Origin of the sequence: Horticoccus luteus (assembly GCF_019464535.1) — a bacterium.
GTDB lineage: Bacteria > Verrucomicrobiota > Verrucomicrobiia > Opitutales > Opitutaceae > Horticoccus > Horticoccus luteus.
This window is the reverse complement of sequence record NZ_CP080507.1, coordinates 2,318,180-2,344,751: the sequence shown is the minus strand read 5'-3', so window position 1 is coordinate 2,344,751 and position 26,572 is coordinate 2,318,180. Positions and strand designations below refer to the sequence as shown.

The following is a 26,572-nucleotide window of genomic DNA, read 5'->3' as shown; positions in this document are numbered from 1 at the left end:
GAATCAGTCGGCGTCGGCCCGGTAGAAGCGGGCGGCGCCGGTGGCGGGGGAAGTGGAATCGTCGAGGGTGGCGGTGCCATCACCGGCGGTCGTGATGGTCGAAAAGAGTGCCCACGTCGAGAGATCGGTGGAGACGTAGATGTGATAGGCGACGTTGGCCTCGCCGGTGAGGTGGAGCGTGACACCGCCGCCCGAGCGAGGGGAAATCGCGACGGTGGGCGGCGGCGCGGGTGGCGGCGTGACACTGACGGTGAACGAACGCGTGGTGGTATCGACGCCGCCGTGGGCGGTGCCCGCGTCGTCGTGGAGCGTGACGGTGATGGTGGCGGTGCCGGAGGTGTGGGCGACCGGCGTGTAGGAGAGCGTGGCCGTGGAGGCGCCGTTGGTGTAGTTGACCGTGGGGTTGGGGATCAGCGCCGGGTTGTCGGAGGTGGCGGTGAGGGTGAGATTTTGCGTCTCAAGGTAACCGGCGGAAATGCCGGTGAGGTTCACGGTTTGTGTCGCGGCGTCTTCAAGAATGGCGGCGGGGTCGGCGATGGGGTCGAGCGTGGGCGGGTCGTTCACGGGCGTGACGGTGACGGTGAAGGTGCGCGTGAAGGTGTCAGCGCCGGCGTTGGCGGTGCCGCCGTCGTCGCGGACGGTGACGGTGATGGTGGCGGTGCCGGACTGGCCGGAGACGGGCGTGTAGGTGAGCGAGCCCGTGGCGTCGGGGCTCGAATAGGTGACGGTCGGATCGGGCAGGAGCGCCGGATTGCTGGACGTGGCGGTGACCGTGAGGGTTTGCGCCGATTCGCCCGGGCCGGCGGTGAGGCCGGTGAGCGCGATGGTTTGGGCGGGAGCGTTTTCGAGAATGGCGGGCGGGTCGGCAAGGGCGTCGAGCGTGGGAGCGTCGTTCACCGGGGTGACGGTGACCACGAACATGCGAGAGAGTGTATCGAGGCCGCCGTCGTCTTGGCCGCCATCGTCTTGAACGGTGACCGTGATGGTGGCGGTGCCGGAAGCGTTGGCGAGGGGCGTGAAGGAGAGCGAGCCAGTGGTGTCGCCGTCGTTGTAGGTGACAGTGGGATCAGGGATCAGCGCCGGATTGCTGGACGTGGCGATGACGGTGAGATGTTGCGTTTCATCGAAGCCAGCGGAGAGGCCGGAGAGGTTGACGGTCTGCGGAGCGGCGTCTTCCAGGACGGTGAGATCGGCGAGCGCGTCGAGCGTGGGCGGCTGGTTGGCGGGTGCGGTGCTGACGGCGACGTTGGCGGTGGCAAGGTTGCCGTAGGCATCAGTGACCGTGTAGGTGAAGGTGTCGTTGTCGGGATCGTCGGGGACGTTGGGCGTGTAGGTGACGAAACCGTTGGCGACGGCGACGGAGCCGCTTGCGCCGCTCGTGGCGCTGGTAAAGGCGAGGGAATCGCCGGTGTCGTTGGCGAGGAGGATTTCGAGGGGGACGACGGCGGTGTGGTCGGAGCGCAGGTGAACCACGTCATCGTGGGCGACGGGGCTCGACGGGAGAGGTGCGCCGGAGACGGTGCCGCCGTTGGCGGTGGCGTAGAGGGAGCTGGAGACGAATGTGGCCGTGTGCGTGATGGTGGCGGTGGCGGCATCGCCGAGGATGTAAACGTCTTTGGCGTTGGTGGCCTGGTTGCCGGAGAAGGTGACGCGGGTGAGGGCGAGGGAGCCGTTGCGGGAGGCGATCGCGCCGCCGAAACTGCCGCCGTTGACGCTATTGTTCGTGAATGCGGAATCGACGAGCGAGGCCGTGCCGCCGTCGTTGTAGAGCGCGCCGCCGAGGCCAGCGGCGTAGGTGCTGTTGTTGGCGAAGGTGACGTGGTCGGCGGTGAACGTGCCGAAGTTGTAAACTGCGCTGCCCGCGGCGGGGGGGCCGCCGTAGGCGTAGGCGGAGCCGCCGGCGAGGCGGATGTCCTTGAGATTGAGCTCGGCGCCGGCGAGGACGAGGAAGTGGCGGGCGGGCGGGCCGGAGTAGCCCGGGGTGGGCACGGTGAGCGTGAAGCCCGGCGAAGCGCTGGCGTCGATGGTGATGTGTCCGGCGATCTTCACGGCGGAGTAGAAGCCGTCGGTGGCGTTGCCGGAATAGTAGCCGCTGGTGGTCCAAGTGGTGTTGGCGGCGGCGACAATGTGAATCGTCCACGACGTCGCCGGCTGAGCATTGGCGAGGGCGAGGGCGTTGTTGAACGAGGCGATGTCGGTGGCGGTGAGTTCGGCGGGTTGGATGGTGACTTGCACGCCGCTGGTGGCGGTGCCGCCGAAGCCGTTGCTGACGGTGTAGGTGAACTCGTCGGAACCGCTGGTGAAGGCGGGATCGGTGTGGGTGTAGACGATGCGGCCGCCGGCGTTGATGGTGGCGGTGCCGTGGGCGGGTTGCGTGACGGCGGCGACGATGAGCGGCAGGTTGAGCGGGTCGGTGGCGGGACCGTTGCCGCCGGGGAGTTGGGTGCCGGAGGAGTCGTAAACCTTGCCTTGGAGGGGATCGACGGTGACGAACTGGAACGGGTAAATGGTGCCGCCAGTCTGCGGATAAGCCGAGGGATCGGCGGCGGTGCCGGTGTTGGCGGCGACGCGGAAATGTTCGCTGAAACTTATGCCGCCCGCCGAGGCGGTGAGCGTGAGGTCGCTGAGGCCGGAGAGTGTGGCGGCGAAGTTGAGGTGATGAACGTCGTCGGTCGTGTCGAAGGTGAGGGAGGAGTTGGGAATCACGCCGTCCACGGAGGACGAGGCGGAGAGCGCGAGACCGGGGACTTGGTCGCTGGCGGTGAAGGCGACGGCGCCGGTGGTGTCGCCGGTGAAGTCGTTGCGATCGATGGTTTGATCGATCAGTGAACCGACGGAAGGCCCGTCGATGCGAACGATGGTGCTGCGGGTGCGGTGAAACGCGACGTTGCCGGTGCCGGCGAGGTCGGCGACGCCATCGGGATTGTCGAGCACGCTGGTGATGAACGTGGCGGTGGCGCCGGTGATGCCTTCGGCGTAGAGGCCGGCGCCGTTCTGCGCGATGTTATCGGCGAGGGCGGAGTCGGTGAGCGTGACCGCGCCGTCGCGGGTGTAGATCGCACCGCCGAGGCCGAAAACGGTGCCCGAGGCGTCGGCGGCGGTGTTCGTTTCGAGGTGGGAGCCGGTGAGGGTGACCGAGCCGCCGGCGTTGTAGATCGCGCCGCCGAGTCCGGCGGTAGCGGCGTCGGGAGCGGTGGCGGTATTGTTGGAAAGCGTGGCGTGATCGAGGACGAGCTTGCCCTCGTTGTAGATCGCGCCGCCGAGATGGGCGGAGCCGCCGGAGACGGTGAGGTTGCGCAGCGTGAGCTTGCCGCCGGGGGCGATGCGGAAGAGGCGCATGGGCGCGGCATTGGCATCCGGGCTCACGACGAGATTGGGAACGCCGCTGCCATCGATCGTGACATCGGTGGTGATGACGAGGGCGGAGGCGCCGAGTTCGGGGTCGTTTTCAGCGGCGGTGGCGAGCGTGAGCGAGGGCGAGGAAAGTCCGATGGGCGAGAGCGTCCAGGCTTGGGCGGAATATTGGGTGGCTTGGGCGAGCGCGGCGCGGAGCGTGCCGCTGTCGGAATCGGCGGCGGAGGTGACGGCAACGATACGGTTGGGAATATGGAGAACGTGCACCGTGGCGGTCGCGGTGTGGGTGCCGTTGGTAATCGTGTAGGTGAACGAGTCTTCGTAGCCGTTCGCGGCGTTGGGCGAGGAGTAGGAGAGAACGCCGCCGACCTCGGAAACGGTGCCGTATTGGGGCTGCGTGTAGTCGTTGATGTAGAGATTCAGGCCGTCGGGGTCGGAGTCGTTGGCGAGGAGCAGATCGTGGACGGGGATCGTGCTGCCTTGCGCGGGGGAGGTGATGTAGTCGTCGCGCGCGACTGGTGTGCGCACGACGGCGGGGTCGACGGTGACCTGGGCCTTGCGGATGAAGGTGGCGCCATGGCCGGTCGCGGTGGCGGTGAGATAGACGGGGCCGGCGGTCGGCGAGGCGCCGAGATCGGTGGTGATGGTGCGCGTGTCGCCGCGGCCGCTGACGGTGAACGATGGCCCGGCGACGAGGATGTTGGCGTCGCCAGACCACGGGATCTGGCTCGTGACCGCGAAGGAATCACCGGCGGCAAGATCGACGGGGATCGTCTGCGTGAACCGGTTGCGGATAGTGACGGGCGTGAGCGGACCGAACCACGGCGCGCCCGGGGTATCCGCGGTGAGCGACTCGGCGGTGAACGTGCCGGCGGCGAGGCGGTAATCGCGCGCGGTGGCATCGTGGCCGGAGAAGGTGACGCTGTGCGCGGTGATTTCGCCGTTGGCCTGATAGAGGCCGGCACCTTCGGTGGCGACGTTGCCGGTGAAGGCGACGTTGGTGAGCGAGAGGGTGGCGATGGTATTGAAGTGCGCGAAATCGCCGCGGTTGTAGAGCGCGCCGCCGCGACCCGGGGCGTCGGCATCGGCGTCGGCGGTGTTGGCGGAGAGGGTGACGTTTTCGAGTGTGAGTGCGCCGTCGTTGAGAATGGCGCCGCCGAGGTGCGCGGTGCCGCCGGTGACGTCGATGTCCTGCAACGTGACCACGGCGCGCGGGTCGATGTAGAACGCGCGGAGGCGGCCGCCGGCGGCGATGGGGTTGAGCGTGACGCGGCCGGAGGGCGCCGCGCCGCGGATGGTGACATGGCCTTGGATTTCGTAGGCGGAGGCGCCGAGCGTATCGTGGTCGGGGACAGCGGGGGCGATGTCGTTGCTCGCGCCGGCGGTCAGGGCGTTGATGATGCTGCTGTCGGCGGCGAGGAGCAGGTTGATCGTCCACTCGGCGCGGTCGCCGGAGGGCGTGAGCGGGGTGAAAGCGTAGCGGTTGACGGTGTCGATGGCGGCGCGGAGGGTGCCCTCGCCGGAGTCGGCGTTGGAGGTGACGTTGATGACGTAATCTTTGACCGTGATGAAAACGTGTTCGGTGACGGTGAGGCCGCTGAAGTTCGAGACGGTGTAGGTGAACTCGTCGTCGGTGGCGGAGTCGCCGTTGTGGGCGTAATAGACGTGGTCGCTGAATTTGGTGACGGTGCCGTGGGCGGGCTGCGTGACCTCGAAGATAAACATCGGATCGCCCCAGTCGTCGTGATCGTTGGCGAGGACGTCGATGTCGGTGCCGAGGCCGCGATAGACGTCGACGAGGTCGCCAACGGTGTGGGCGGCGCGAACGTCCTTCGTGAAGTTGAGCGTGACCGTGGCAGGTGCGGAGTCGTGCGAGCCGTCGTTGGCGACGTAGGTGAATGTGTCGGTGCCGACAAAGGGCGCGGCGGCGAGCGTGTAGGTGACCGCGGCGGAGCCATCGCCGGTTAGCTGGCCGTGCGTGGGCGGCGTGACGATGCGGTAGGTGAGGGCATCGCCCTCGGCGTCGGTCGCGGCGAGCGTGACGGCGGCGGTGGACGCGAGGCCGAGTTGGGAAACGGAGACGTCGGTGGCGACGGGCGCGAGATTGTTGGCGGTGACGTTGAACGTGATCGTGGCGGGATCAGAAACCTGGCCGGCGGGATCGATCGCGACGTAGGTGAGCGAGTCGGTGCCGTTGAAGGCGGCGTCAGGCGTGTAGTCGACCCAGGAGGTGAGGGCGGAGATCGAATCGACGGTCACAACTTCGGTGCGTTGGGCAATCGAGCCATGGGCAGGCGCGGTGAGGACTTGGTAGGTGAGCGGGTCGTTCTGCGCATCGCTGCCTTGGAAGTAGCCGTGCAGCGTGGTGTGTTGGGCGCCGGTGAACGAGAGATCGAACGCGCCCGGCACGGGGTCGGCGACCGCGACGATCGCGGTGAGGGGCGCGGAATCGAGCGCGCCGTCGGTGGCGACGATGGTAAACGAGTCGGCGCCGGAGAAGTTGTAGGCGGGCACGTAGGTGACATCGGCGCCGCTGAAGCGAACGCTGCCGTGCGCGGGCGCGGTGCCGACGCGGTAGCTAATGAAGCCGCCGTCGAGATCGGTCGCGTGAACGGTGAAGGTGATCGGCTCGTTTTTGTTACCGCCAAAGCCGCCGCCGGGAAGAGCGTCGAGGACAGGCGCGTGGGGAATGGCGGCGACGTGGGCGGTGAAAAGGACGGGCGAGGAGAAACCGAGCGGCGAGCCGTCGTCGACGTAGAGCAGGAACGCGTCTTCGGTGCCGAACTGGCCGCCGAGGTGGCTCGGGGTGTAGGTGGCAGAGGAGCCGTTGATGACGAGGCTGCCGAGGCGCGGAGAGGTGTAGATGTGGTAGGTGAGCGGGTCGTTTTCCACGTCGGAGCCGTCGAGGGTGAAGGTGACCGGCGTGTCCTCGTCGGTCGTGATTTCGTGCGTGGCGAGCGTGGGGGCGTCGTTAACGGGGTTGATCGTGAGCGAAACGGTCGCGGGCGCCGACGTGACTGTGCCATCGGTGACGCGGAACGTGAAGGAATCGTTGCCGTTGTAGTCGGCGGACGGCGTGTAAGTGACATTGGGCGCGGTGCCGGTGAGCGAGCCGTGGGCGGGAGCGGAGACGATTTCGTAGGTGAGCGCGGCGGCGCCGCCGGCGGCGGAGAGGGTGAGCGCAGCGGGCGTGTCTTCGTCGAGGGTGGCGCTGGCGGCGAGCGGCGTCGGGGCCTGGGTGAATGAAACCGTGAACGTTTGCTCGAACCAGAGCCCGGCGGGGTCGGTGGCGCGAACGCGGAGGGAGCGCGTCAGGCCGAGCGAAGAATCAATGGGGCCGGCGGTGACGAGCGACGTGCCCGAGAGGGTGAAGTCGGCATTGCCGGTATCGCCGGTGCCGGTGACGAGCGTGAACGTGAGCAGCCCGGCATCTTCCGGGTCGGGATCGCTGGCGGAGAGGAGCGCAACCGTGTCGCCGGCGGGCTGGCCGGTGTAATGCGTGCCGGAAGCCGGTGCAAGGGCGATGGCGGTGGGAGCGGCGTTTACGTTTTGGATCGTGATCGCCACGGTGGCGTCGGCATAGGCACCGGTGACGAGGTTCTTGGCGCGGTAGGTGAACGAGTCGGTGCGTGTTTCGGAGTCGTCGTGGACGTAGCTGAACGTGCCGTCCGAGTTCAGCGTGAGTGTGCCGTGCGCGGGGCGGGTGACGATGAACGCGACGAAGGCGCCGTCGTCCTCGTTAATGTCGTTGGCAAGGACGCTGGCGATGGCGCCATCGAGCGTGGTGGCGGTGCCGCCTTGGGCGACGGTGAGGGTGTCGTCAGTCGCGGTGATGCTGTCGACGACAGGTTTGACGAGCAGCCAGTAGGTGCGCGGAGCACCACCATCGGTGTCGCTCCACGTGAACGAATCGAGGCCGTTGAAATGGGCCGCCGGCGAATAGGTGAGCGAGGCTGCGGCGGCGAGCGGGAAGGTGTCCCCGATTTGCACGGGCGTGACGCCGTTCAGGAGCGTGCCATGGGCCGGGAGCGACGCGAGGTGAACGGTGGTCGGCGCGGGCGTGAAGCCGGCGGCGGCGAGCGAGGCGGTGGTCCCTTCGTCGAGTTGCGTCGCGGTGCGATGATAGAGTGAGGCGATCGGATGGCCGGCCGCATCGAGGCCGACGAGATCGAGAGCGGCGTCGCCATCGAGGTCCGCGAGCGTGACGTCGGCGCCGAGATTGAGGAGCGGTTGGGCGGTGAGCGGCGCGCTGGCGAGATCGGGCGCGGTGAGCCACGGCGAGGTGGTGCCGACGGCGTCGGTGAGGATCAGGTCGGCGCGGCCGTCGCCGTCGATATCGCCTGCGGCGAGGGTCGCGAGGGTGCCGCCGCCGGGCGCGGCGGCGAGCGTGGTGAACTGGAATGCGCCGGTGTTGCGCCACAGGCGCGCCGGCTGATCGGCGCGCGTGAGGATCACGTCGAGGCGGCCGTCGGCGTCGAGATCGGCGGTGGTCACGCGGTCGGCGGGTGTGGCGCTGGTCAGCGCGGCGGTGAAGGCAGCGGAGCCGTTGTTGGAGTAGATGATCGTGTTCGTTGTGCTCGTGACGATCACGTCGAGATCGCCGTCGAGGTCGAAGTCGGCGAGGGCGACGGAGGTGGCGGCGGCGGAGCCGAAGGTGGCGCCAGGGGTGAAGACGGCGGAACCGTTGTTAAGGTAAACGCGATTGCCGGTGGCGGTGGCGACGACGAGATCGAGGTCGCCGTCCGCATCGAGATCGCCGAGGGCGATGGCGCGGGCGGAGAGTGAGGGGAGGGTTTGCGCGAGGGTGAAGTGGCCGGCGGCGTCGTTGGTCCAGATTTCGACATCGCCCGTGGCGGTGATGACGACGGCGTCGAGGGTGGCGTTGGCGGAGAGGCTGCCGAGAGCGAGGGCTTTGGCATTCGCGGAGCCGAAGGCGGAGGCGTCGGCGGTGAAGGCGCCGAGGCCGTCGTTGCGCCAGACGCGGAGACCGTCGGTGTCGGCGACGAGAAGGTCGGGCGTGCCGTCGCCATCGACGTCGCCGGCGGTGAGGGTGGTGGCGGTGGCGAGGGAGAGGGTGGTGGGCAGAGCGAAGGCGCCGGCGCCGCTGATGGTGGGCACGCGGTATTCCCAGACTTGCGGACGGGCGCCGACGCCGTCGGCACGGCGGAGGGCGGCGGTGGTGGTGACGAAGACGCGTGATCCGGCGGGAAGTGGTTCGGCGAAGGAGAAGGAGACGGCGGCGCCGTTGAACGTGGGCGTGAGATCGCCGGCGGTGAGGGACAGACGGCCGGAGAACTGCGGGAGGACGGCGAAGTTCGCGTCGGTGAGCGAGGCGGGTTGCACACCGCCGGCGACTGAGAACGCGAGTTGCGCCGGCGAGGTGGAGGCGGGCACGGCGTCGGCGTAAACAAAGGCCACGGTGTTGGACGTGACGACGGGGCCGGCGGCGAAGGTCGCCTGGACGCGGTAGGTGCGATTGGCGAACGAAGCGTCGCCGGACACGTCGAGCGCGGTGGAGGTCGCGCCCGGGACATCGGTGAACGCGCCGCCGCCGGTGCTCACCTGCCATTGCCACGCGGTGACGGATTGGTTGGCGGTGGCGGAGAACGAGGCGGGCGTGGCAAACCCGGCGGGTGCGGAGGCGGTGACGACGGGGTTCAGGAAGGAGAGTGTGACGGCAGACGAAACCAGTTCGGGGCCGGTGACGAACTGGACGCGGGCGCGGTAGAGGTTGCCATCGACTTCGGCGGCGCCGGGAACCGTGAGCGTGGCGGTGGTCGCGCCGGGGATCGCGGTGTAGTGGGCGCCGGCGTCGGCGCTGACCTCCCAGGCGAAGGTGGCAGCGCGCGAGCCGGCGACGGTGAACGTGGCGGGAGTGACGGCGGAGGCGTAGGTCGAGGCGGGCTGCGTGGTGAGCGCGTAGATGTCGTCAGCCTGATATTCGTAGGCGCCGGGATCGACGTAGAGGCCGTGCTGGCGCGCGTGGTCGGCGAGGTCGATCGCGTCGGAGGAAGTCTGGTCGTTTTTGCCGAGGTCGATCGCAGGCGACGCGCTGCTGAGGGAGAAATCGCCGGCGGTGAACGGCGTGGCGGTGGCGGCGAGCGGGGCGACGAAGCGCGGGTCGGCGGCGGTGTTATTTTGGAGCGAAGTCGCAACGCGGGTGAGGTCGGTGAGGTTTTCGACGACGCTGTTCCAGACAACGTAGAGGCGGGCGGCGCCGTTCAGGCTGGTGGCGGTGGCGGGCGACGAGAGCTGGCGGTTGCCCCAGAAAATGGAGTTGTAGGTTTGGTTGTTGGCGTCGCCGAAAGACAACGGCGGATGGTCGCCGCGGTTGCTGGCGAAGGTGCTGTGGCGGATGATGGTGGGCGCGGCGAAATATGTGAGCTGGCCGGAGCCGCTGCTGCGGTTGCCAGCGAAGAGAGAGTTTTCGACGAGGGCGGAGCCGCCGAGGACGTAGACGAGGATCGAGGCACTGTCATTGCCGCGCACCTCGACGCGGCGGAGGGTGACGGGCGCGTAGAGGCTGGAAAGGGCGGCGGCGACTCCGGTGAAGCGGACGCGATCGAAATCGAGCGCGCGACCGGCGTTGGTGACGGCGGTGGCGGAGGCGCTGTTGTTGAACGTGAGGCCGTCGAAGCGAATTGGAAGCGCGTAGGCCGGCGTGGACGCGGTGGTGAAGATCGACGACTGGCCGGCGGCGGCGGTGAAGGCGGTGACGTGGGCGGAGAGGTCGCGTTCGCCGAGCGAAGTTTCGGTGCCGGCGAAACCGCCGTAGAACGCGAGGCCGCTGCGCGCCGTGTAAACCGTCGCGGGCGGGTAGGTGCCGGCGGCAATCCAGATTTCGGTGCCTTCGGGATCGAGCGGGGCGGCGGCGAGCGCGTCGTCGAGCGCGTGGAACGCGGTGGCCCAGGTGAGGCCGTCACCGGTTTCGGAGCCGGCGCGCGCGGCGTTTACGTAGAGGCGGGAAACGTAAACGGTGAGCGTGGCGGCGTCGGAGGTGACGACACTTCCGTCGGTGCCGGTGACGAGCGCGCGGAACCGATAGCCGTTGAGCGCGGGCGTAGCGGCGGTGACGGTGAGCGTGGCGGTGGTGGCGCCGGAGAAACCGGGGGCGCCGTCGAGGGAAGTCCAGGCGCCGTTGGGCGCGGCGGATTGCCAGAGGATCGAGGCGGCACCGGTGGCGGAAATGGAGAAGGTGTTGCCGGAGCCGCTGCGGTGAAACGCGAGCGCGGCGGGCGGGGCGGCAATGGCGAGCGGGGTGATGCCGGTCGTCGTGGATTCGTAGGCGCCCACGTCGACCGGGCCGACGACGCGCGGCTGGCCGGCGACATCGAGGGTGATGCCTGTGGCGAAGGCGTCGGCGCCGGCGTCGATCGCGGGCGAGACAGCGCGGACGCGATAATCGCCGGTGGTGGTCGGCGCGGCGGACGGATCGACGGCGGTGATGAAGAGCGGATCGGCGCGAAGGATGCCGGTGGTCGTGGGCGCCTGCTCGGCGGTGACGTGGTCAAAGATGAAATACGTGCCGCTATCGAAGGAGCCGAATTGGACGAGGGCGTCGCCGGACGTGGCGCGGTTGCCCCAGACGATGCTGTTGCGCAACGCAACGGGGGCGTAGCGCGTGTAGATCGCGGGGGCGGTGGTGGCGCGGTTGCCGGCGAGGGTGACCTGCGTGAGGAGCGGCGAGGAGCCGGCGAAGTAGATCGCGCCGCCGGTGTCGGCGACGTTGCCGGTCACGAGCACGGAGCGGAGAATGGCGCTGTCGGCGAGGTAGAGGCCGCCGCCGCGCGTGGCGGAGTTGCCGCGGACGATCACGCGTTCGAGCGTGGTCTGCGAGGAGTTGATGGTGCGAATCGCGCCGCCGTCGGTGCCGGCGTTGTTTTCGAAAAGCGAATCCGTGAGGGAGGCGCCGCTGCTTTGGTTGAGGACGAGGCCGGTGGCATCGTGGCCGCGAACGACGAGGTGGCGGAGCGTGGGCGCGACGCCGACATCGGCAGAGAGGCCGGTGTGGCCGTTTTCGATGACGAAGCCGTCGACGATCGGCTGGCTGTAGTTGTTGCCGCTGTAAGCGAGACGGACGACGTCGGTGCGATCGGTGCCGTTGGCGGCGAGGCCGGTGAGAATCGTCGGGTGCGCGGAGGGATCGCGCGAAGGGAAGTCGCTGCCGCCGGTCGGAAATCCGCCGTAGATCTCAAAGCGCATCGGGAGGACAAACGGTCCGCGGTAGCTGCCCTCGGCGACGTAAAGGACGCGATGGCCGGCGTCGACGGCGGCGAGGCCTTCGTCGAGGGTTTTGAACGCGGTGGCCCACGACGCACCATCGCCGGAAGACCCCCGACTCGCATCAACGTAGAGCGTGGCGAACGGCAGGACGGTGATCGGGATGGCCGGCGATGGGTAGGTGTTGGATCCGGCGGTGAGGACGAAGCGGAGGTTCGTGGCGTCGAGCGCGGAGGAGAGGCCAAAAATCGAGAGCTGGGTGAAGAGGGAGCTGGATTGGGAATTGACGAAGATGCTGCGCGCGCCGGGAAGGGCGGTGCTGGAGGATGAGGGGAGCGTGACCCAACCGGAGCCGCTATTATATTGCCACGCGCCGCTGTAGCCAACGGGGATGCTTTGGCTGAGTGCAGGCAGATCGCTGCCGGAGTAACCGGACAGGGCGGTCGGGAGATGGGTGAACGTGTAGACGGGCGCGGGCGCGGCGGCGGATTCGTAGGCGCCGAGGTCGGGCGCGGCGCCGGCGGGACGCGGGCCGCCGGTGAGATCGGTTTCGTCGGCCAGAAGATCGGCGGATTGCGCGAGGCCGAGTGCGGGCGAGTCGGGGGCGAGGCGGAAATCGCCGTGGGCGGCGTCGACGAAGCGCGGGTCGAAGGGCAGGAGGCGGGCGCCGGCGGTGCGGAGGAGGCCATCGACGATCGAATCAGAGAACGTCGGAGTGACGTTGTTGGTGCTGTATTGGCCGTATTCGCCCTGGCTGACGCCAGCGTTGGTGTTGCCCCAAATGATGCTGTCGCGGACAGTGAGGGGCGCGGCGGTGGAGATGGCGGCGTTGCTCGGGTGAGCGCCGGCGACGTTGGCAGCGACGGTGACGAACGCGAGGGTGAGCGGGGCGTCGCTCACGATGGCGCTCCCGAAGCGGGCGGACTGATTTCGGACGAAGGCGGAATCGCGGACCGTGACGGAGCCGCCGGAGACACAGGTGAGCGCGCCGCCGGTGTCGCTGGCGGTGTTGCCGTCGAAGCGGCAGCGAGTGAGGGTGACCGTGCTGCCGAAGTTGCGGACGGAAATCGCGCCGCCCACGTAAGCCGAGTTGCCGATGAACGTGCTGTCGTTGACGACGAGCGATTGCGGACCGGGCTGAGTGCCGCCATCGCCCAGGCCGATCGCGCCGCCGCCGACGTAGACATCGGTGCCGGCGGAATTATTGGTGAACGTGCAGCGCAGGACCGTGAGGGCGGACTGGTTGCTCGTGCGGATGGCGCTGAGCGTCTGGCCGGTGAACGCGCTGTCCTCGATCGTGAATGTCGAAGAGGCGGCGGAGAGACCGGTGATGAGGTTTTCGAAACGGCAATTGCGGAGCTGCGGCGAGGCGTCGCGGAGGGAGAGGCCGGTGCCGGCGTGGCGGAAAGTGAAGCCGTCGAGGACCGTGAGCGCGTCGACGATGCCGCGGTCGGCGTTGACCTTGAGCGCGGTGGAGGAAGCAACGGTGCCGTCGGCGGATTGCAGGATGGTGAGATGCGCGGCGGGATCGCGGGTCGCGGTGCCGGCGACGTAGCCGCCGGTGAGCGTGAGGCTGCGGCGGAGCTGGAAGCTCGTGCCGGCGGGCGCGGTGTAGGTGCCTTCGGCGATTTTGAAATCGGCAAAAGCGGGGTAGGCGGCGAGGGCGGCGGCGAGGTCGTTGAAGGCGTTGGCCCAATCAGCGCCGGTGTGGGCGCCGCTGGCGGCAGCGGCATCGACGTAGACGGTCGGGCGCGGGATGACGGTGATCTGGGCGCTGTCGGAGGTGAAAAGGTCGCCCGTGTTATCCGAGACGACGACGCGATAACGGTAGCCGGTGAGGGCGAGGTTCGCGTGTAGGCTGAGGCCGGGAACACCTTTCACGAGGCTGATGGTGCGATCGGCGTCGGCGACGAGATCGACGAAATTGCCGCCGCCGGTGTCGACCTGCCAACGCGCGCTCTGCCCGGCGGCGAGCGTCAACGGTGGGACGAGCGTGGTGACGTCGTCGACGACGAGCGTGACGTCGGCGAGCGGTTGGCCGACGCGGATCGGGTTGGCGGCAGGATCGCGCTGATCGACCGAGGTTTCGTTGCCGGAGAAGCCGATGTAAACGCGGGCCTCGGGAGGCGGCGTGATGCCGGCATCAGCGTAGTCGCCGGTGGCGATCCAGATGTCGGTGTCGGCGGTGGCGCGGGTGATCGCTTCGGTGATGGTTTTGAGGGCGGTGGCCCAGGTGAGGCCGTTGCCGGAGGTGGCGACGCGACTGTCGACGTAAAGGATGACGCGATTTTTGACGGTGAGCGTGGCGGTGCCGAGGCTGCCGACGCCGGGGGCGGTGGCACGGAATTGGAGACCGTTTTGCGACGTCGTGACGTTCGTCAACGTGAGCGTGCTGCCCGTGGTCGAGGACGTGATGACGGCGTTGGGAATACCGGCGATCGGTGCCCAGGAGGCGCCATTCTTGTATTCCCAGGTGAACGCCGTGGAGCTGACGGTGGAGCCGATGGTGCCCGTCAACGTAAACGTGGCGGTGCGCTCGACGTAGACGGTCTGGTCGGAGATCGGCGAAGTGAGATAGACAGGCGTGCCGGGTGGGCCGGCGAACTCGCTGGCGCCCAGATCGGCGGCGCCGCCGGAATAGCGGCGGACGTGACCCGCGAGATCGAGCGTGCCGGCGAGGGCGTCGTCGGTGCCGCCGCGATTGAGCGCGGGCGAGTAAGCGGTCAGGGCGTAGTCGGCGCTGGCGGGATCGAAGAAAGGATCGTAGGCGCCGCCGCCTTGGACAAGGGAGTTGGACGCGGAGGTGTTGCCGATCACGCGTTGCAGTTCGGGATGGCCGATGTCGGGGAATGTGTTGCCCCACACGATGGAGTTGATGAGCGACGTCGGACCGACGGCGGAGATGGCGCTGTCGTAGGCGGCGCGGTTGGCCACGAGCGTGCAGTGCACGATGGAGAGGCTGCCGTAGTTCAGGATGGCACCGCCGTTGCCGCTGCCGGAAACGACCTGGTTGCGGGCGAGGAGGGAATTGGCGATGCGGGTGCCGGAATCATGGCTGACGAAGATCGCGCCGGCCCACCGCCAGCCGCGGTTATCGAGGAAACGGCAACGCTGCAGGTCGATGGAGCCGCTGCCGCCGGCAGAATAAATCGCGCCGGCATAGTAACCGCCATTACTGGAGAAAGTGGAGTCGGCGATCGTGACGGTGCCGCGGAAATTCTGGATCGCGCCGGCCGAGATGTCGGTGTTCTGCGTGGTGCCGCAATTTTCGAACTGGCTGCCGGTGATCTGGACAGCGGCGCTGTCGATATCGAGCGCGGTGCCGCAGAAGGTGGCGGTGAGATTGGTGAAGGAAATCTGGCCGCCGTTGCGAATGCGCGCGCCTTGCCAGAGGTATGAAAACGTGACGTCGGTGAAGGCGCAGTTCGCGTTTTCGAGCTGGAAACCGGGGCCGCGGGTGTAGGTGGAAGGGCTGTTGCTTTCGACCGTGACGCGGTCAATCAGCGTCGGCGTGTCGGTCGCGGGGTTCGTGCCGATGACTTGGAATAGCGGTTCGCCATTGGCCGACTTGATGTGGGTGACAGCGGAGCCGACGCCGGGACGCTGCGCGAGCGAGGTTTCAGTGCCGACGAAGCCGCCGTAGAGCCGGGCGCCGGTGGGAATCCGGATGCGGTTGGGGTAGCTCGGCGAGAGCGGAATGGTGCCTTGGGCGATCCAGATTTGGGTGAAGTTGACCGCCAGCCCGAGGGCGGTGGGCAGGGTGCAGGCGTTGGTCCACGAGGTGCCGTCGCCCGTGCCGGTGGCGGTGGGCTTGACGAAGAGGAACGACGGGAGAATGGCGACCGTCTGCTCGAGGCTGTAATAACGCAGGCCGTAAGCGACGAGGCGGAGCCGGTAGATGCTGCCGTTCCACGTGTGCGGCGGCGTCGTGAGGGTGAGCGTGCGAGTGCCGGCGCCGGTGGTGTAGGCGTCGTTGGTGACGGTGGTCCATTCGGTGGCGCCGGGGCGGCGAACCTCCCAAATGAAGGACGTGGCGGTGGGATTGGCCGACGTGGTGAGGGTGTAGTTTCGACCGTTGGCGGTGGCGGGCAGGGCGGTGAACGTGAGGGCAAACGGGACGAAGGAGGAAGTGGCCGTGCTTTCGATGGCACCGATGTCGGCGAAGCCGCCGACGATCGTGGTCGTGTCGGTGCCGGAGCTGTAGGCGGAGCCGGCGTTCAGGAGCAGGGAGTCAACGCTGAGCGAGAAATTATGGGACGTCGGCGAAACGAAGAATGGATCGTAGTCGACGTTGCCCTCGGCACCGTTGCGGGTGGCGAGGCGAGTGAGGCCTTCAATGTCGTTGCCGGCGAATTTGCGCAGGCTCCAGATCGGGTAATAAGCCGGCAGATCAAGGGAGAGGCCGAACTGCTGGTTTTCGAGCGTGGTGGGGGCGAAGGTGCCGGTGAGCCGATTGCCGTAAAAGATCGAGTTAACGGTGATCCACGGCGCGGAGTAGGCGGCGTTGGAATCGATGAAAGTCCAATAGAAGCCCGCGCCGCCGCGGACGGAATTGTCGTCGGTGGCCGGCGTGGCGGTGTTGTCGGCGAAGACGGTGTGGGCGATGATCAGTGAGCGGCCGTTGAAGCCGGCGCCGCCGCCGCGACCGGCGGTGGCGGTGTTGTGGTAGAAGAGGCAGCGTTCCAGTTTGAGCTCCGATTCGTAGTAGCTGGAGGTGTGGAGGAGGCCGGCGCTGGCGGGGGCGGTGTTATCGAAGAAATTCGTGCGAATCACGTCCAGGCGGGGCGCGGAGCAGGCGAGGCCGCCGGCGGCGTTGCTCTCGAAAACGCAGTCGAAGACCTGACCGACGGCCGCGACGTTGTTGACGCTGGTGCCGGAGATCTGCAGGGCGCGGCCGCCGGCGTTGTTATCGAAGCGGCACGACTGGATGACGACGGGGGTGCAAACCCAGACGGCGGCGGAGGTGGAATTGGCGGCGGTGAAACGGATGCCGCGGATGATGCGAGGGAGGGTTTCCTGGCCGTCGGCGAGGTCGTGGGCGGAAAGGAGGCAGGAGGTGTTGTCGGCGGCGGAGGCGGGATTGCCGATATTGCCGCTGACGATCGTCGGATTGGCGACCGGATCACTGGCGTCGATCGACGCTGCGCCGAACGGCATGCCGCCGACGAGAATGCAGCCGGGCGGGAGATGCATGGAGACACTGCGGTCGACGCCGGGGGTGGCGTAGTAGGTGCCGGCCGTGACCCAGACCTGGTTGCCCGTGGCGAGCGGGAGGGCGAGCGCTTCAGCGAGGGTCTTCTTCGCTCCGGCCCAGGACAATCCATCGCCGGACGTTGAGGCGGCGGAGTTGACGTAAACGATGGTGCCGGGGGGGAGCAGGCCGTTGCCTTCGACCGCGCCGACGTCGATCCGACCGTTCTGCGTGCCTCGATAGTGGCGCACGAGGTCGTCCTCGGTGCCGTTGTGAAAATACGTGCCGGGGCTGCCGGCGTTAATGAGCGGCGAGGAGGGATGGGGATAAACGTCCTGCAAAAGGTAGGGGGCGCGGGAGAAGTTCCCGCGGGTGCCGACGCCGGCACCGAACAAAACCACGGCTCCGGGGCGAATGCCTTCGCCCACGTCGGGGCAGGCGGACGCGACGTTCATGCCGTAGGGGTCGACGTTGGTCTCCCAGTAAGCGACCGTGGGCCAGAAAAGCGCGGTGCCATACGTGAGCGTGCTGAGGCCCTGCACATCACAGTATTGGAAATCGAGCGTGCCGGTGAAGAGGCCGTGAGAATCGCCGGCGTCGTTGTAGGCTTTCACGCCGGCGTCATCCAGATCGGCCAGGCGGGTCGCGAAAAGGTCGGCGCCGCCCTTGGTGAGCTGGGCGTTGGTGTTGTCCCACAACACGCAATTGATCAGGCTGGCGTCGGCGCCGGCATCGACGCCGACGGCGAACCCGCTGGCGGTGGCGCCGTAGTTGCCGGTGATGGTGAGATTGACGAGGCGGGCGACGGAACGGAACGCGAAGGTGAAACCGGGATGACCGAACGCGGAGCGGTTGCGCAGCACGGCGCTGTTTTCAAAATCGACGTTATTGTAGGCGAACGCCGCGGCGCCGCCGCCCCCGTAGGTGGCCTCGTTTTCGACGAACCAGCAGCGGTGCAAGAGGACATTGGCGCGCAGGAAGACTGCGCCGCCACCGTAGCCGCCGGAGAAATTATGCTCGAAGTGGTTGTCGAGCATCTCGGTGCGGGTCGCGGTGTTTTGGTGGTCGGTGTAATCCTGGTTGCGGAGCTTGGTGGCGCGTTCTTCGAAGCTCGGGTGGTAGGCGAAGAGATCGACGAAGAAATCCCGGATTGTAAACGCGAGCCCGGAGGGCGTGGCGTAGGCCGCGAAGCCGGCGCTGAAGGTCGACCAGCCGCGGATGAAGGGATCATTCGGATCGGCGCCGAGCAGGACCGCGAGTTGCACGCCGATATCCACGGCGGTGACGGCGGTGCTGACCCAATTATACGAGGAGCCGAGGGCGGCGCCAAAACCCTTGGTGGCATAGGCCGTGAGCGGGTTGGTCAGCAGTTTCTGCGGGGCAATCAGGCCGGCTTTCTCCGCCGCTTTTTTGGCAATGGTCTTCGCGATCTTGAACTGCGTTTTCTGTTCCGAGAGCTTGTCGTAGAGGATGCTCGGATCGAAGTGCAGAGGCTGGGAGACGAGCGCGGGCAGCGTGATGGAATCGTCGACGGTGACGCCGGCGAGGGTGGCGAGGAGGGTGGCTTCGTAGGCTTTGACGTATTTGTTGCCGGTATCCGCCTGCAGAAAGAGTCCGCCGCCGAGGAAGGGAGTGGAGTTGCCGTAGAAATAATTACCGTTGAGGGCGGCGATGGTGGTCTGCTGGGCGCTGACGCCGCCGCCGGCATAGCCGCTGACGTTGCGGGCGATGCGGTTGTTTTGGAGGTTGAGCGAACCACCGCGCACCACGATGCCGCCGCCGATGCCCTTCGCGTAGTTGCCGATGACCCAGCAATCGGTGAGCACGACATCGGCATTGCCCATGAACAGGCCGCCGCCGGTGACACGGTCATCAATCCCTTGGCGGAAACCGCTGCCGTCGGCCGTCGTCGGCTGGAGCATGGTTTCGATCTGGGACTGCGAAACGGCGGTCGAGTCCGCGCAGCCGCCGGCGATGACGACGCGGTCGAGGAAAGCGTAGGACACGCCGTAAGCGTGCACGACGTTGTAGCAGTTGTCCTTTAGGCCGGCGGTGGAGAAATCGAACGTTCGCCCCGCGAGGTCGTTCACGTTCGTCGTGGCGGTGATGGCGTCGGGCTGGGGGGTGCCGATGTCGCCGCTTAGGACTGTGAAGGTCGTGGCGCTCGCCGAAGCCGTGCGCTGACTCGCTGCAGATTCGGTGCCGGCAAAACCGCCGCGCAGCGTGAGGTAGCTCTTCAGTTCAAACCGGGTGGCGCGGTTAGTGCCGGTGGTGGGCTTATAGACGCCTGTCTTGATCCAAATTTCGACGGGGTTGCTGTTCGAAGGCGAGGCGGCGGCGATGGCAGTCTGAAGATCGTTGTAAGCCGTCGCCCAAGAGGCTCCGTTGCCCCCGGCGGTGGCGTCGGCGCGCACGTAGAGTGTCTGCGCGGCGCGAGCGATGGCCACCGACATAGTGATGGCCAAAACCAAGAGAGCGAGGCGCGCGCGAGCACGACGGACCATGGACCGGAGTATTGAAGTGGACGGACGAGGCTGACGTCTACCGGGTTCATAAAACCGTGGTCCGGAGGCTGGGAAGCCCACGGTCGCGCCCATGAACCAAAGTAGCGCCGTTGATGAAGCCCGAGGGACCCTTGCCGATGCGAGCCCGAAGAATTGGCGGCGGGGGTTATAAGTTTCTTCGATTTCACTGCTTACGTCCAACCGGTTGCGCTTGTGTGGATGGGAAGGTCAGCTCGGGGGGCAAGTCGGGGTCGAGGTTGAGGGCGCGAATGCACTTTAAACCTGCCAGCGGAGGAAGTGGAACGCGCCGCGTGGGATCGATCGGGTTGAGCGCCGAGCGCGGCCCGGTAGCGCGAGCACGGGGCGGGGCTCGTCGATGCAAATGCTTCGCGACAGCGAAGGAGGGGAAGACGGAAACGCTTGAGCAAAAACGCCGGCACGGGAGAGGTGCGAACGTATGCCGAACGTGGGGCGGCGTTGGCGGCGCGTCATGAGTTTCGCACCATGGCCGCATGCGCGTTCGGTGAGCCCAGGTGGGCAGAAAGCGCTTAAAAAGATCTAATGCTACGCAAAGAGTGGTCAGGCAGCAGACTTGCCGTCGCTATCGCCAGCCGGACGCTCATGACGCGTTGGGCTGGAGGGGGAAACCGAGCGCGGCGGCGAGGTGTTGGTGTTTGATTCCGTAGAAGGCCGCGAAGGCGCGCACGCGGTCGGCGAGGGCGGGATTCGGCGCGGGGGCGGACGACTTGATCGCGGCGATCATTAGATTTTTCGCGGTGTGCTCGGTCGAGATGAACTCGAAGACCTTCGTGCGGTAACCGGCCCACTCAAGCAGGAGCGCGCGCAATGCATCGGTGGCGAATTCCGCCTGGCGTTCCTGAAAGATGCCGTGGCGCAACGCGTCGGCGAGGATCGGCGGCGGGGTGAGTTGCGGGCGGAGTTCCTTCTGACAGCACGGAGCGACGACGAGCAGCGTGGCGCCGGCGGCGAGGCCGCGGGCGAGGGCGTCGTCGGTGGCGGTATCGCAGGCGTGCAGGGCAATCAGCACATCAACGGAAGCGGGCGTCGCGTCGGCGATGGTGCCGGCGTGGAACGCGAGTTGACGGTCGAAGCCGTGCTGTCGCGCGACGTCGTTGCAAAACGCCGCCAATTCCGGGCGGGATTCGATGCCGGTGACATGCGCTCGCGGGCCGAGGAGGGCGCTGATCGCGAACGTGAGATAGCCTTTGCCGGAACCCATGTCGCAAATGTTGAGGGCGCGGTCGGTGGGCAACGGCGCCTCCGCGAGAAGGTGCGAGAGCAATTCGGCGAATTTTTCGATCTGGCGAAATTTGGCCGCCATGCCTTCGCGGGGCTGGCCGCGGTCGTTGGTCACACCGAGGGCGCGGAGCCAGGGCGCGTCGGGGGAAATCAGGCGCGTTTTGGCGCGATCGTGCGCAGCGACGAGCGGCGCCGCTGGGCCGGCCGCGAGTTTGAGATGCAGACGCGATGAGCCGTCGGGTTGCGTTTCCAGTTGGGCGGTTTGCGCGGTGGTGAAGAGATGCGCGTCGAGAAAATCGCCGCCGATGAGCCGTTCGAGCGTGGCGAGCGCGGCGGAGGGCGGGAGATTTTTGGTGATGTCGCGCGTGGCGTGGCGGTAAACGAACGCGAGATTCGGACCAGCCTTGAGCGCGACGGGACGCACGAAAATGTTTTTGAGCGTGGCGTCCGCGCCGCGGTGTTTGCCGAGGGTGAGCTTCGTGAGCGTGCCGTCGGCCACGGCGGCGCGCAGGGCGGCGAGGAAGCGATCGCGGGCGGACGCCGTAGCGGGAAGCGACATGCGGTCAGGGAAGAAACTTGGTCGTCATCGCTTGCGCGGCGGTGACTTTGCCGGGCTTCAAAATATCCAGAGCCTCGAGCTGCTTGATCTGCGTTTCATAGCGCGCGGGATCGAGGCGGCCGATGCGTTGCGGGCCGCCGTCGGCATCGCGGCCGGTGACCAGTTTTTCGTCGATGATCTTTTGGCGGGAGAACGCGAGGAAGTCGTCGGTGTTGTTGGGATTCGCGGCTTTCATGGCGTTGTTGGCGGGCGTGGGGTCGCCGGTGAGGTAATCGCTCCAGCCGTGGATGTAGGCGCGGAGGAACGCGCGTAATTCCTGCGGGTGCTCGCGTGCGAACCGACGGTTGGTGACGAGGACGGCGTAGGAGCGGAATCCGGCGTCCCACGTCGAGAGAAAGCGCGGCATTTTGCCGCCGGCTTTCACAATGTGGTAGGGCTCGGCGATGAAGTAGCCTTGTTGAATCGCCTCCTTGTCGCCGAGAAAGGCGGCGACGGAAAAATTCTGCGGCACGATGTTGAAGGAGACATGATATTTCTGCCGAAGGAATTTGAGAAACGCCCACTCGGGACGCGCGATGATCGTCTTGCCGTCGAGATCTTCGAAGCGGTGGACGCTGCTGTCGGCGTTGACGAGCAGGCCGGAAGGATCGTCCTGAAACACCGCACCAATTTGGAGGATGGGCAGGCCTTCGGCGACTTGCAGGAGGGTGTTGGTGCTGTCGGCCTGGCCGATGTCGGCCTGCCCGGTGGCGATCTTGGGCATGACAAACGCATTGGGGCCGCCAGGGATGATCGTGACGTCGAGTCCTTCGTCGCGAAAAAAGCCGCGCGCCTGCGCCTGGTAAAAGCCGCCATGCTCGGGCTCCGCGACCCAATCGAGTTGCACGGTGAGCTTGAAGAGCGGCGAATCCGCGGCGGCGAGGACAGCCGCGGCGGCGAGGAACAAGGCGATGAGGGCAAGACGTTTCATGGGAGGATCAGAGATCGCGACGTTGATAGGAATCGTGCCAGCGGTGAAGGGCGAGCCAGCTCAGAATGAGCACGACCGCGACAAACACAAAGCCAAGCACGCACGTGATCGCAGCCGTGGCGAAGAGCGCGGGGTAGCGGGCTTGGCTGCTGTAGATGATGGCTTGAAAGCCCAGTCCGCCACCGTCGCCCGCGGAAGAGCCGGCGGTGTAATCGCCGACGAGCGCGCCGATGGGGGCGAGCACCGCGGCGATGCGCAGGCCGGTGAAAAAATACGGCAGCGCCGCGGGAATGCGCAGGAGCCGCGTCTCCTGCAGACGCGTGGCGCCATACATGCGGAAGAGTTCGGCGAGAGTGCGATCGGCGGAGACGAGCCCCTGGGTGGCGTTGACCACGATCGGAAAAAAGCAGATGAGGAACGTGACAATGACGACGCTCTTCAAGCCGGGCCCCACCCAGAGCACGAGAATCGGCGCGACGACGATGACCGGCATCATCTGCAGCATCATCAAATACGGATAAAGGCTGACGCGCACGAGCGGCGACCACGCGAGGAGCAGGGCGAGGACGGCGCCGATCACGATCGAGGCCAGAAAACCAAGGAGCGCGCCCTCGCCGGTGTTGAGGGTGGCGCGGGCGAGCGGGGCGGCGTTTTCGCGGAGCGCCATCAAGACCTGACCGGGCGACGGCAGGAGGAAACGCAGATCGTCGGCGAGTCCGAGGCGGATCGCATACCACACGAGGATCATGAGCACGCCGGTCAGCGCGGGCAGCAGAATGCGTTGAAGCGAAAATTTCATGTCAGGCAGGCGCGCCGGTTTCGACGTTGCGCAACAGATGGGAAATTTCGGCGACGAGATCCTGATAGGCGCGGGAACGGCGGGTCGCGGCGGTGCGCGGATAGGGCAGGTCGATGCGGATTTCGCGGTGCAATCGGCCGGGATTCGCCGCGAAGACGAAAATGCGGTTCGAGAGAAAAACCGCTTCGGCCACCGAGTGGGTCACGAAGAATGCGGTCCAAGCCTGCGATTCGCGGATGGTGAGCAACTCCTCGTTGAGGTGCTCGCGGGTCATTTCGTCGAGCGCGCCGAACGGCTCGTCGAGCAGGAGGATTTGGGGCGACAACGTGAACGCGCGGGCAAGGGAAACACGCATTTTCTGACCGCCGGAAAGCTGGCGGGGATACGCGGCGCCGCGGTCGCCGAGGTTGACGAGAGCGAGGGCGTGCTGGCGCGCGGCGGCCCGCGCCGATGGCGCGACGCCGCGCAATTGCTGCGGGAGCTCGACGTTTTGCGCCGCCGTGCGCCACGGGAGAAGAGTCGGCTCCTGAAAGACGAACGCCAGTTCGGCGCTCGCCTCGGTGGGTGGACGCGCGCCGATCCGGAGGTGGCCGGCGGAAACGGGGCTGAGCCCGGCGAGCAGGCGCAGGAGCGTGGACTTGCCGCAACCGCTGGGGCCGATGAGTCCGATGAAGTCGCCGCTTTGCGCGGTGAACGTGACGCGGTCGAGCACGAGCGGACCGGAGCCGAAACGTTTTTCGACGTCGCGACATTCGACGATGGGCGGCGAGGGGACCATGCGCCGGGAAAACAGAGTGACAGCCGCCGGTGAAGCAAGCCGCATCCGGGAACGTAGGTCGCGGCGGCGGGCAGGCCGGCGGGTGGCGCGTCAGGGTTTCGGCAAACGCGCGAGCGCGTCGCGGGCGGGCGAAAACGCCGGATCGAGTTCCAGAGCGGCGGCGTAAGCGGCGCGGGCGGCGGGGAGGTCGGGGCGTTTCTCGGCGATGAGACCGAGGCGCCATTGGACGGCGGCGTGGGCCGGCGCGCGGGCGGGTGGAGGAAGTTCGAGGCAGCGGCGCAGGTGGCGTTCGCCGACATCGAGGCGCAATCCGCTTTCGGCGGCGATGCGCCCGTAAGCGTAGAGCGCGAGGTAGGCATCGGGGTGGTCGGCGAGCACGCGATCCAGCGTGGCGAAGGCCGCGTCGTATTTTTTCTCGCCGGTGGCGAGTTGCGCGAGGAGCAGGGAGCCCGCGAGGACATCGCGGTTTTTGATTTCTTCGGCCTCGGCGTAGGCCTTTTCGATCCCGCCTCCGACGAAGGCCGGGGCTTGCCGATAAAACGCGACGAGGCCTTCGCGGGCGTCGAGGTTGTCGGGGTCAAGCTCGACGGCTTTCTCGAGTGCGACGCGGCATTTCCGGGCGAGGCCGGCCTTGCTAAAAAGACCCGCGGCTTGCGCGGCGGCGCCGTAAGCGCTGCCGAGTTGAGCAAAGTAGTCGGAGTTTTTTCCGTCCAACGCGACGGCGCGTTCGAGCTCGGCGATGGCGGTATCGGTGGCGTTGCGGCGCAGGGCGAGCAGGCCGAGATGAAAGTGCGTCTCGGCGTTGCCGGGGTCGGCGGCGGCGAGTTGCTCGTAGGCGATTTGCGCCTCGGCGTAGCGCTTGGCTTGGAAGAGCTGAAGGGCGGTGAGTTTTTCGCCCGCGGCGGCGGAAATACTCACCAGCAGGGTGAGGAGCAGAATGGGGAAGCGTGCTTTACTCGTAGCGGAGCGCATCGATCGGATCGAGTTGAGCCGCCTTGCGGGCGGGGTAAAACCCGAAAAACACGCCGATCGTGCCGCTCACGCCGAGCGCGATCACGATGGAAAGCGGCGACACGAGGACGGCCCAGTTGGTGAAGTGAGGCAGCATTTTCGAGGCGCCAATGCCGAGGACCACGCCGATGGCACCACCCAAACCGCTGAGCACGATGGCCTCGGTGAGAAACTGCAGCATAATCTCGCGGCCGTGCGCGCCGACGGCGAGGCGGATGCCGATCTCGCGTGTGCGCTCGGTGACGCTGACGAGCATGATGTTCATGATGCCGATGCCACCGACGAGCAGGGAAATGCCAGTGACGATGGCGAGCAGCGCGGTCATGGTGTTCGACGTCGCGGTGGCCATTTGGGCGAGTTCGACCTGGTTGCGCACGGTGAAATCGGGTTCGCGCCCGTCGCGGCGTTGCTGGAGGAGATCGGTGATTTCCTGCTGGATGCGCGGCATTTGTTGCGTGCTGACCGCCTGAATCAGGATCGAGTTGATATTGGTGCGGCGGGAGACGCGGCGCATGTGGCTCGAGTAGGGAATGATCACGATGTCGTCTTGATCCTGCCCGAAGAAGTTGAAGCCCTTGGACGCGAGAAGACCGACGATCTTGAAGGGAATATTGCGGATGCGAATGGTCTGGCCGACCGGGCTGGTGCCCGGGAAAAGTTGGTCCGCGACGGTTTTGCCGATGACGGCAACTTTGGCGAAACTGCGAACATCCTGCTCCGAAAACATGGCGCCATCGACGACGGGCCACGAGCGGATTGACGTGTAGTCGGGGCCCTCGCCCATGATCTGTGTGTTCCAGTTGAGGCCGTTGGCGAGGACTTGGGAGCGGTCGCGCATCTCGGGACTGACCGCGACGACGCCGTTGATTTCGCGGGCGATCGCCTGGGCATCTTCGGGCGTCAGCGTGCTCGCGGAGCCCCAGCCGCCGCGCATGCCGCCGGAGGTCATGCTGCCGGGAAAAACGGAAATGATATTCTGGCCGAGGCTGGCCACCTGCGCTTCGATTTGGGCCTTGGCGCCGGTGCCGATGCTGACCGTGGCGATAAAGGCGCCCACGCCGATGATGATGCCGAGGGCCGTGAGGCAGGAGCGCAGGATGTTGCGCCGCAGAGCGCGAAACGAGACGGTGAACGTGGAGCCGATGCGCATGGCGGTCAGTCGTGGCTGGTGAGTTTCGCGGCGGTTTCGGCCTCGCGGAGTTTGCGCATCTCATCTTCGGCCAGAAGCCGGGCGGCGACGGGCGCATCGCTGACAATCCGGCCGTCGCGCATCACGAGGTTGCGACGGCAATATTGGGCGATGTCGAGTTCGTGCGTGACCATCACGATCGTGATGCCCTCGTCGTTGAGCTTTTGGAAAACGCCCATGACCTCGACGGAGGTTTTGCTGTCGAGATTGCCGGTCGGTTCATCGGCGAGGAGGATCTGCGGCTGGTTGACGAGGGCGCGCGCGATCGCCACGCGCTGTTGTTGTCCGCCGGAGAGTTGATTGGGAAAATGACCGGCGCGATTGGCGAGGCCGACGATGTCGAGGCATTTCAGGGCGCGATCGCGCAGGGCGCGGCCGGTGACGCGGCGCGGCCCGTAGAGAAGCGGCAGTTCGACGTTTTCGAGCGCGGTCGTGCGACTGAGGAGGTTGAACCCTTGGAAGACGAAGCCCAGTTTCTGGTTGCGGATATCGGCGCGTTCGTTGCGGCCGAGGTCGGATACATCGACGCCGTCGAGCAGGTAGCGGCCACTGGTGGGCCGATCGAGGCAGCCGAGCAAGTTCATGAGCGTGGACTTGCCCGAACCGCTGGCGCCCATCATGGCGACGAACTCGCCGGCGGCGATCGCCAGCGAGACGCCTTGCACGGCGCGGACCTGCACCTCGCCGGAGTCGTAGGTCTTGTGAATCTCTTCGAGTTGAACGACCGCGGGCATGGC

At 66.9% G+C, this 26,572-nt stretch carries 8 protein-coding genes; all 8 read right to left on the bottom strand.

The genetic code is table 11. The features are described 5' to 3' along the window. Positions 1-3: 3 nt before the first annotated feature. Positions 4-19,269, bottom strand: a complete 19,266-nt coding sequence (locus K0B96_RS17530) for an Ig-like domain-containing protein (RefSeq protein ID WP_220160711.1) — start codon at positions 19,267-19,269, stop codon at positions 4-6. A gap of 619 nt (positions 19,270-19,888) precedes the next feature. Next, positions 19,889-21,088, bottom strand: coding sequence for a class I SAM-dependent methyltransferase (locus tag K0B96_RS09720; protein WP_220160710.1), 1,200 nt, complete (start codon positions 21,086-21,088; stop codon positions 19,889-19,891). A 4-nt stretch (positions 21,089-21,092) separates the two neighbouring features. Further along, entirely contained in the window at positions 21,093-22,058 is a 966-nt protein-coding gene (locus K0B96_RS09715; protein WP_220160709.1) for an ABC transporter substrate-binding protein, read from the bottom strand. A 7-nt stretch (positions 22,059-22,065) separates the two neighbouring features. Further along, positions 22,066-22,857 carry an ABC transporter permease gene (locus K0B96_RS09710; RefSeq protein ID WP_220160708.1) on the bottom strand — a complete coding sequence of 264 codons (792 nt, stop codon included), beginning with the start codon at positions 22,855-22,857 and terminating at the stop codon, positions 22,066-22,068. Between the two features lies 1 nt (position 22,858). Then, a complete protein-coding gene (locus K0B96_RS09705; protein ID WP_220160707.1) occupies positions 22,859-23,635 on the bottom strand; it encodes an ABC transporter ATP-binding protein in 777 nt (258 codons plus the stop codon). A 90-nt stretch (positions 23,636-23,725) separates the two neighbouring features. Continuing rightward, positions 23,726-24,607, bottom strand: coding sequence for a tetratricopeptide repeat protein (locus K0B96_RS09700; RefSeq protein WP_220160706.1), 882 nt, complete (start codon positions 24,605-24,607; stop codon positions 23,726-23,728). Further along, on the bottom strand, positions 24,588-25,796 hold the full coding sequence (locus K0B96_RS09695) for an ABC transporter permease (RefSeq protein ID WP_220160705.1): 1,209 nt from the start codon (positions 25,794-25,796) through the stop codon (positions 24,588-24,590). The genes K0B96_RS09700 and K0B96_RS09695 overlap by 20 nt, the downstream gene beginning before the upstream one ends. Before the next feature lie 5 nt (positions 25,797-25,801). After that, positions 25,802-26,569: an ABC transporter ATP-binding protein gene (locus K0B96_RS09690; RefSeq protein WP_220160704.1), complete on the bottom strand. Its 768-nt coding sequence runs from the start codon at positions 26,567-26,569 to the stop codon at positions 25,802-25,804. Between the last annotated feature and the right edge of the window lie 3 nt (positions 26,570-26,572).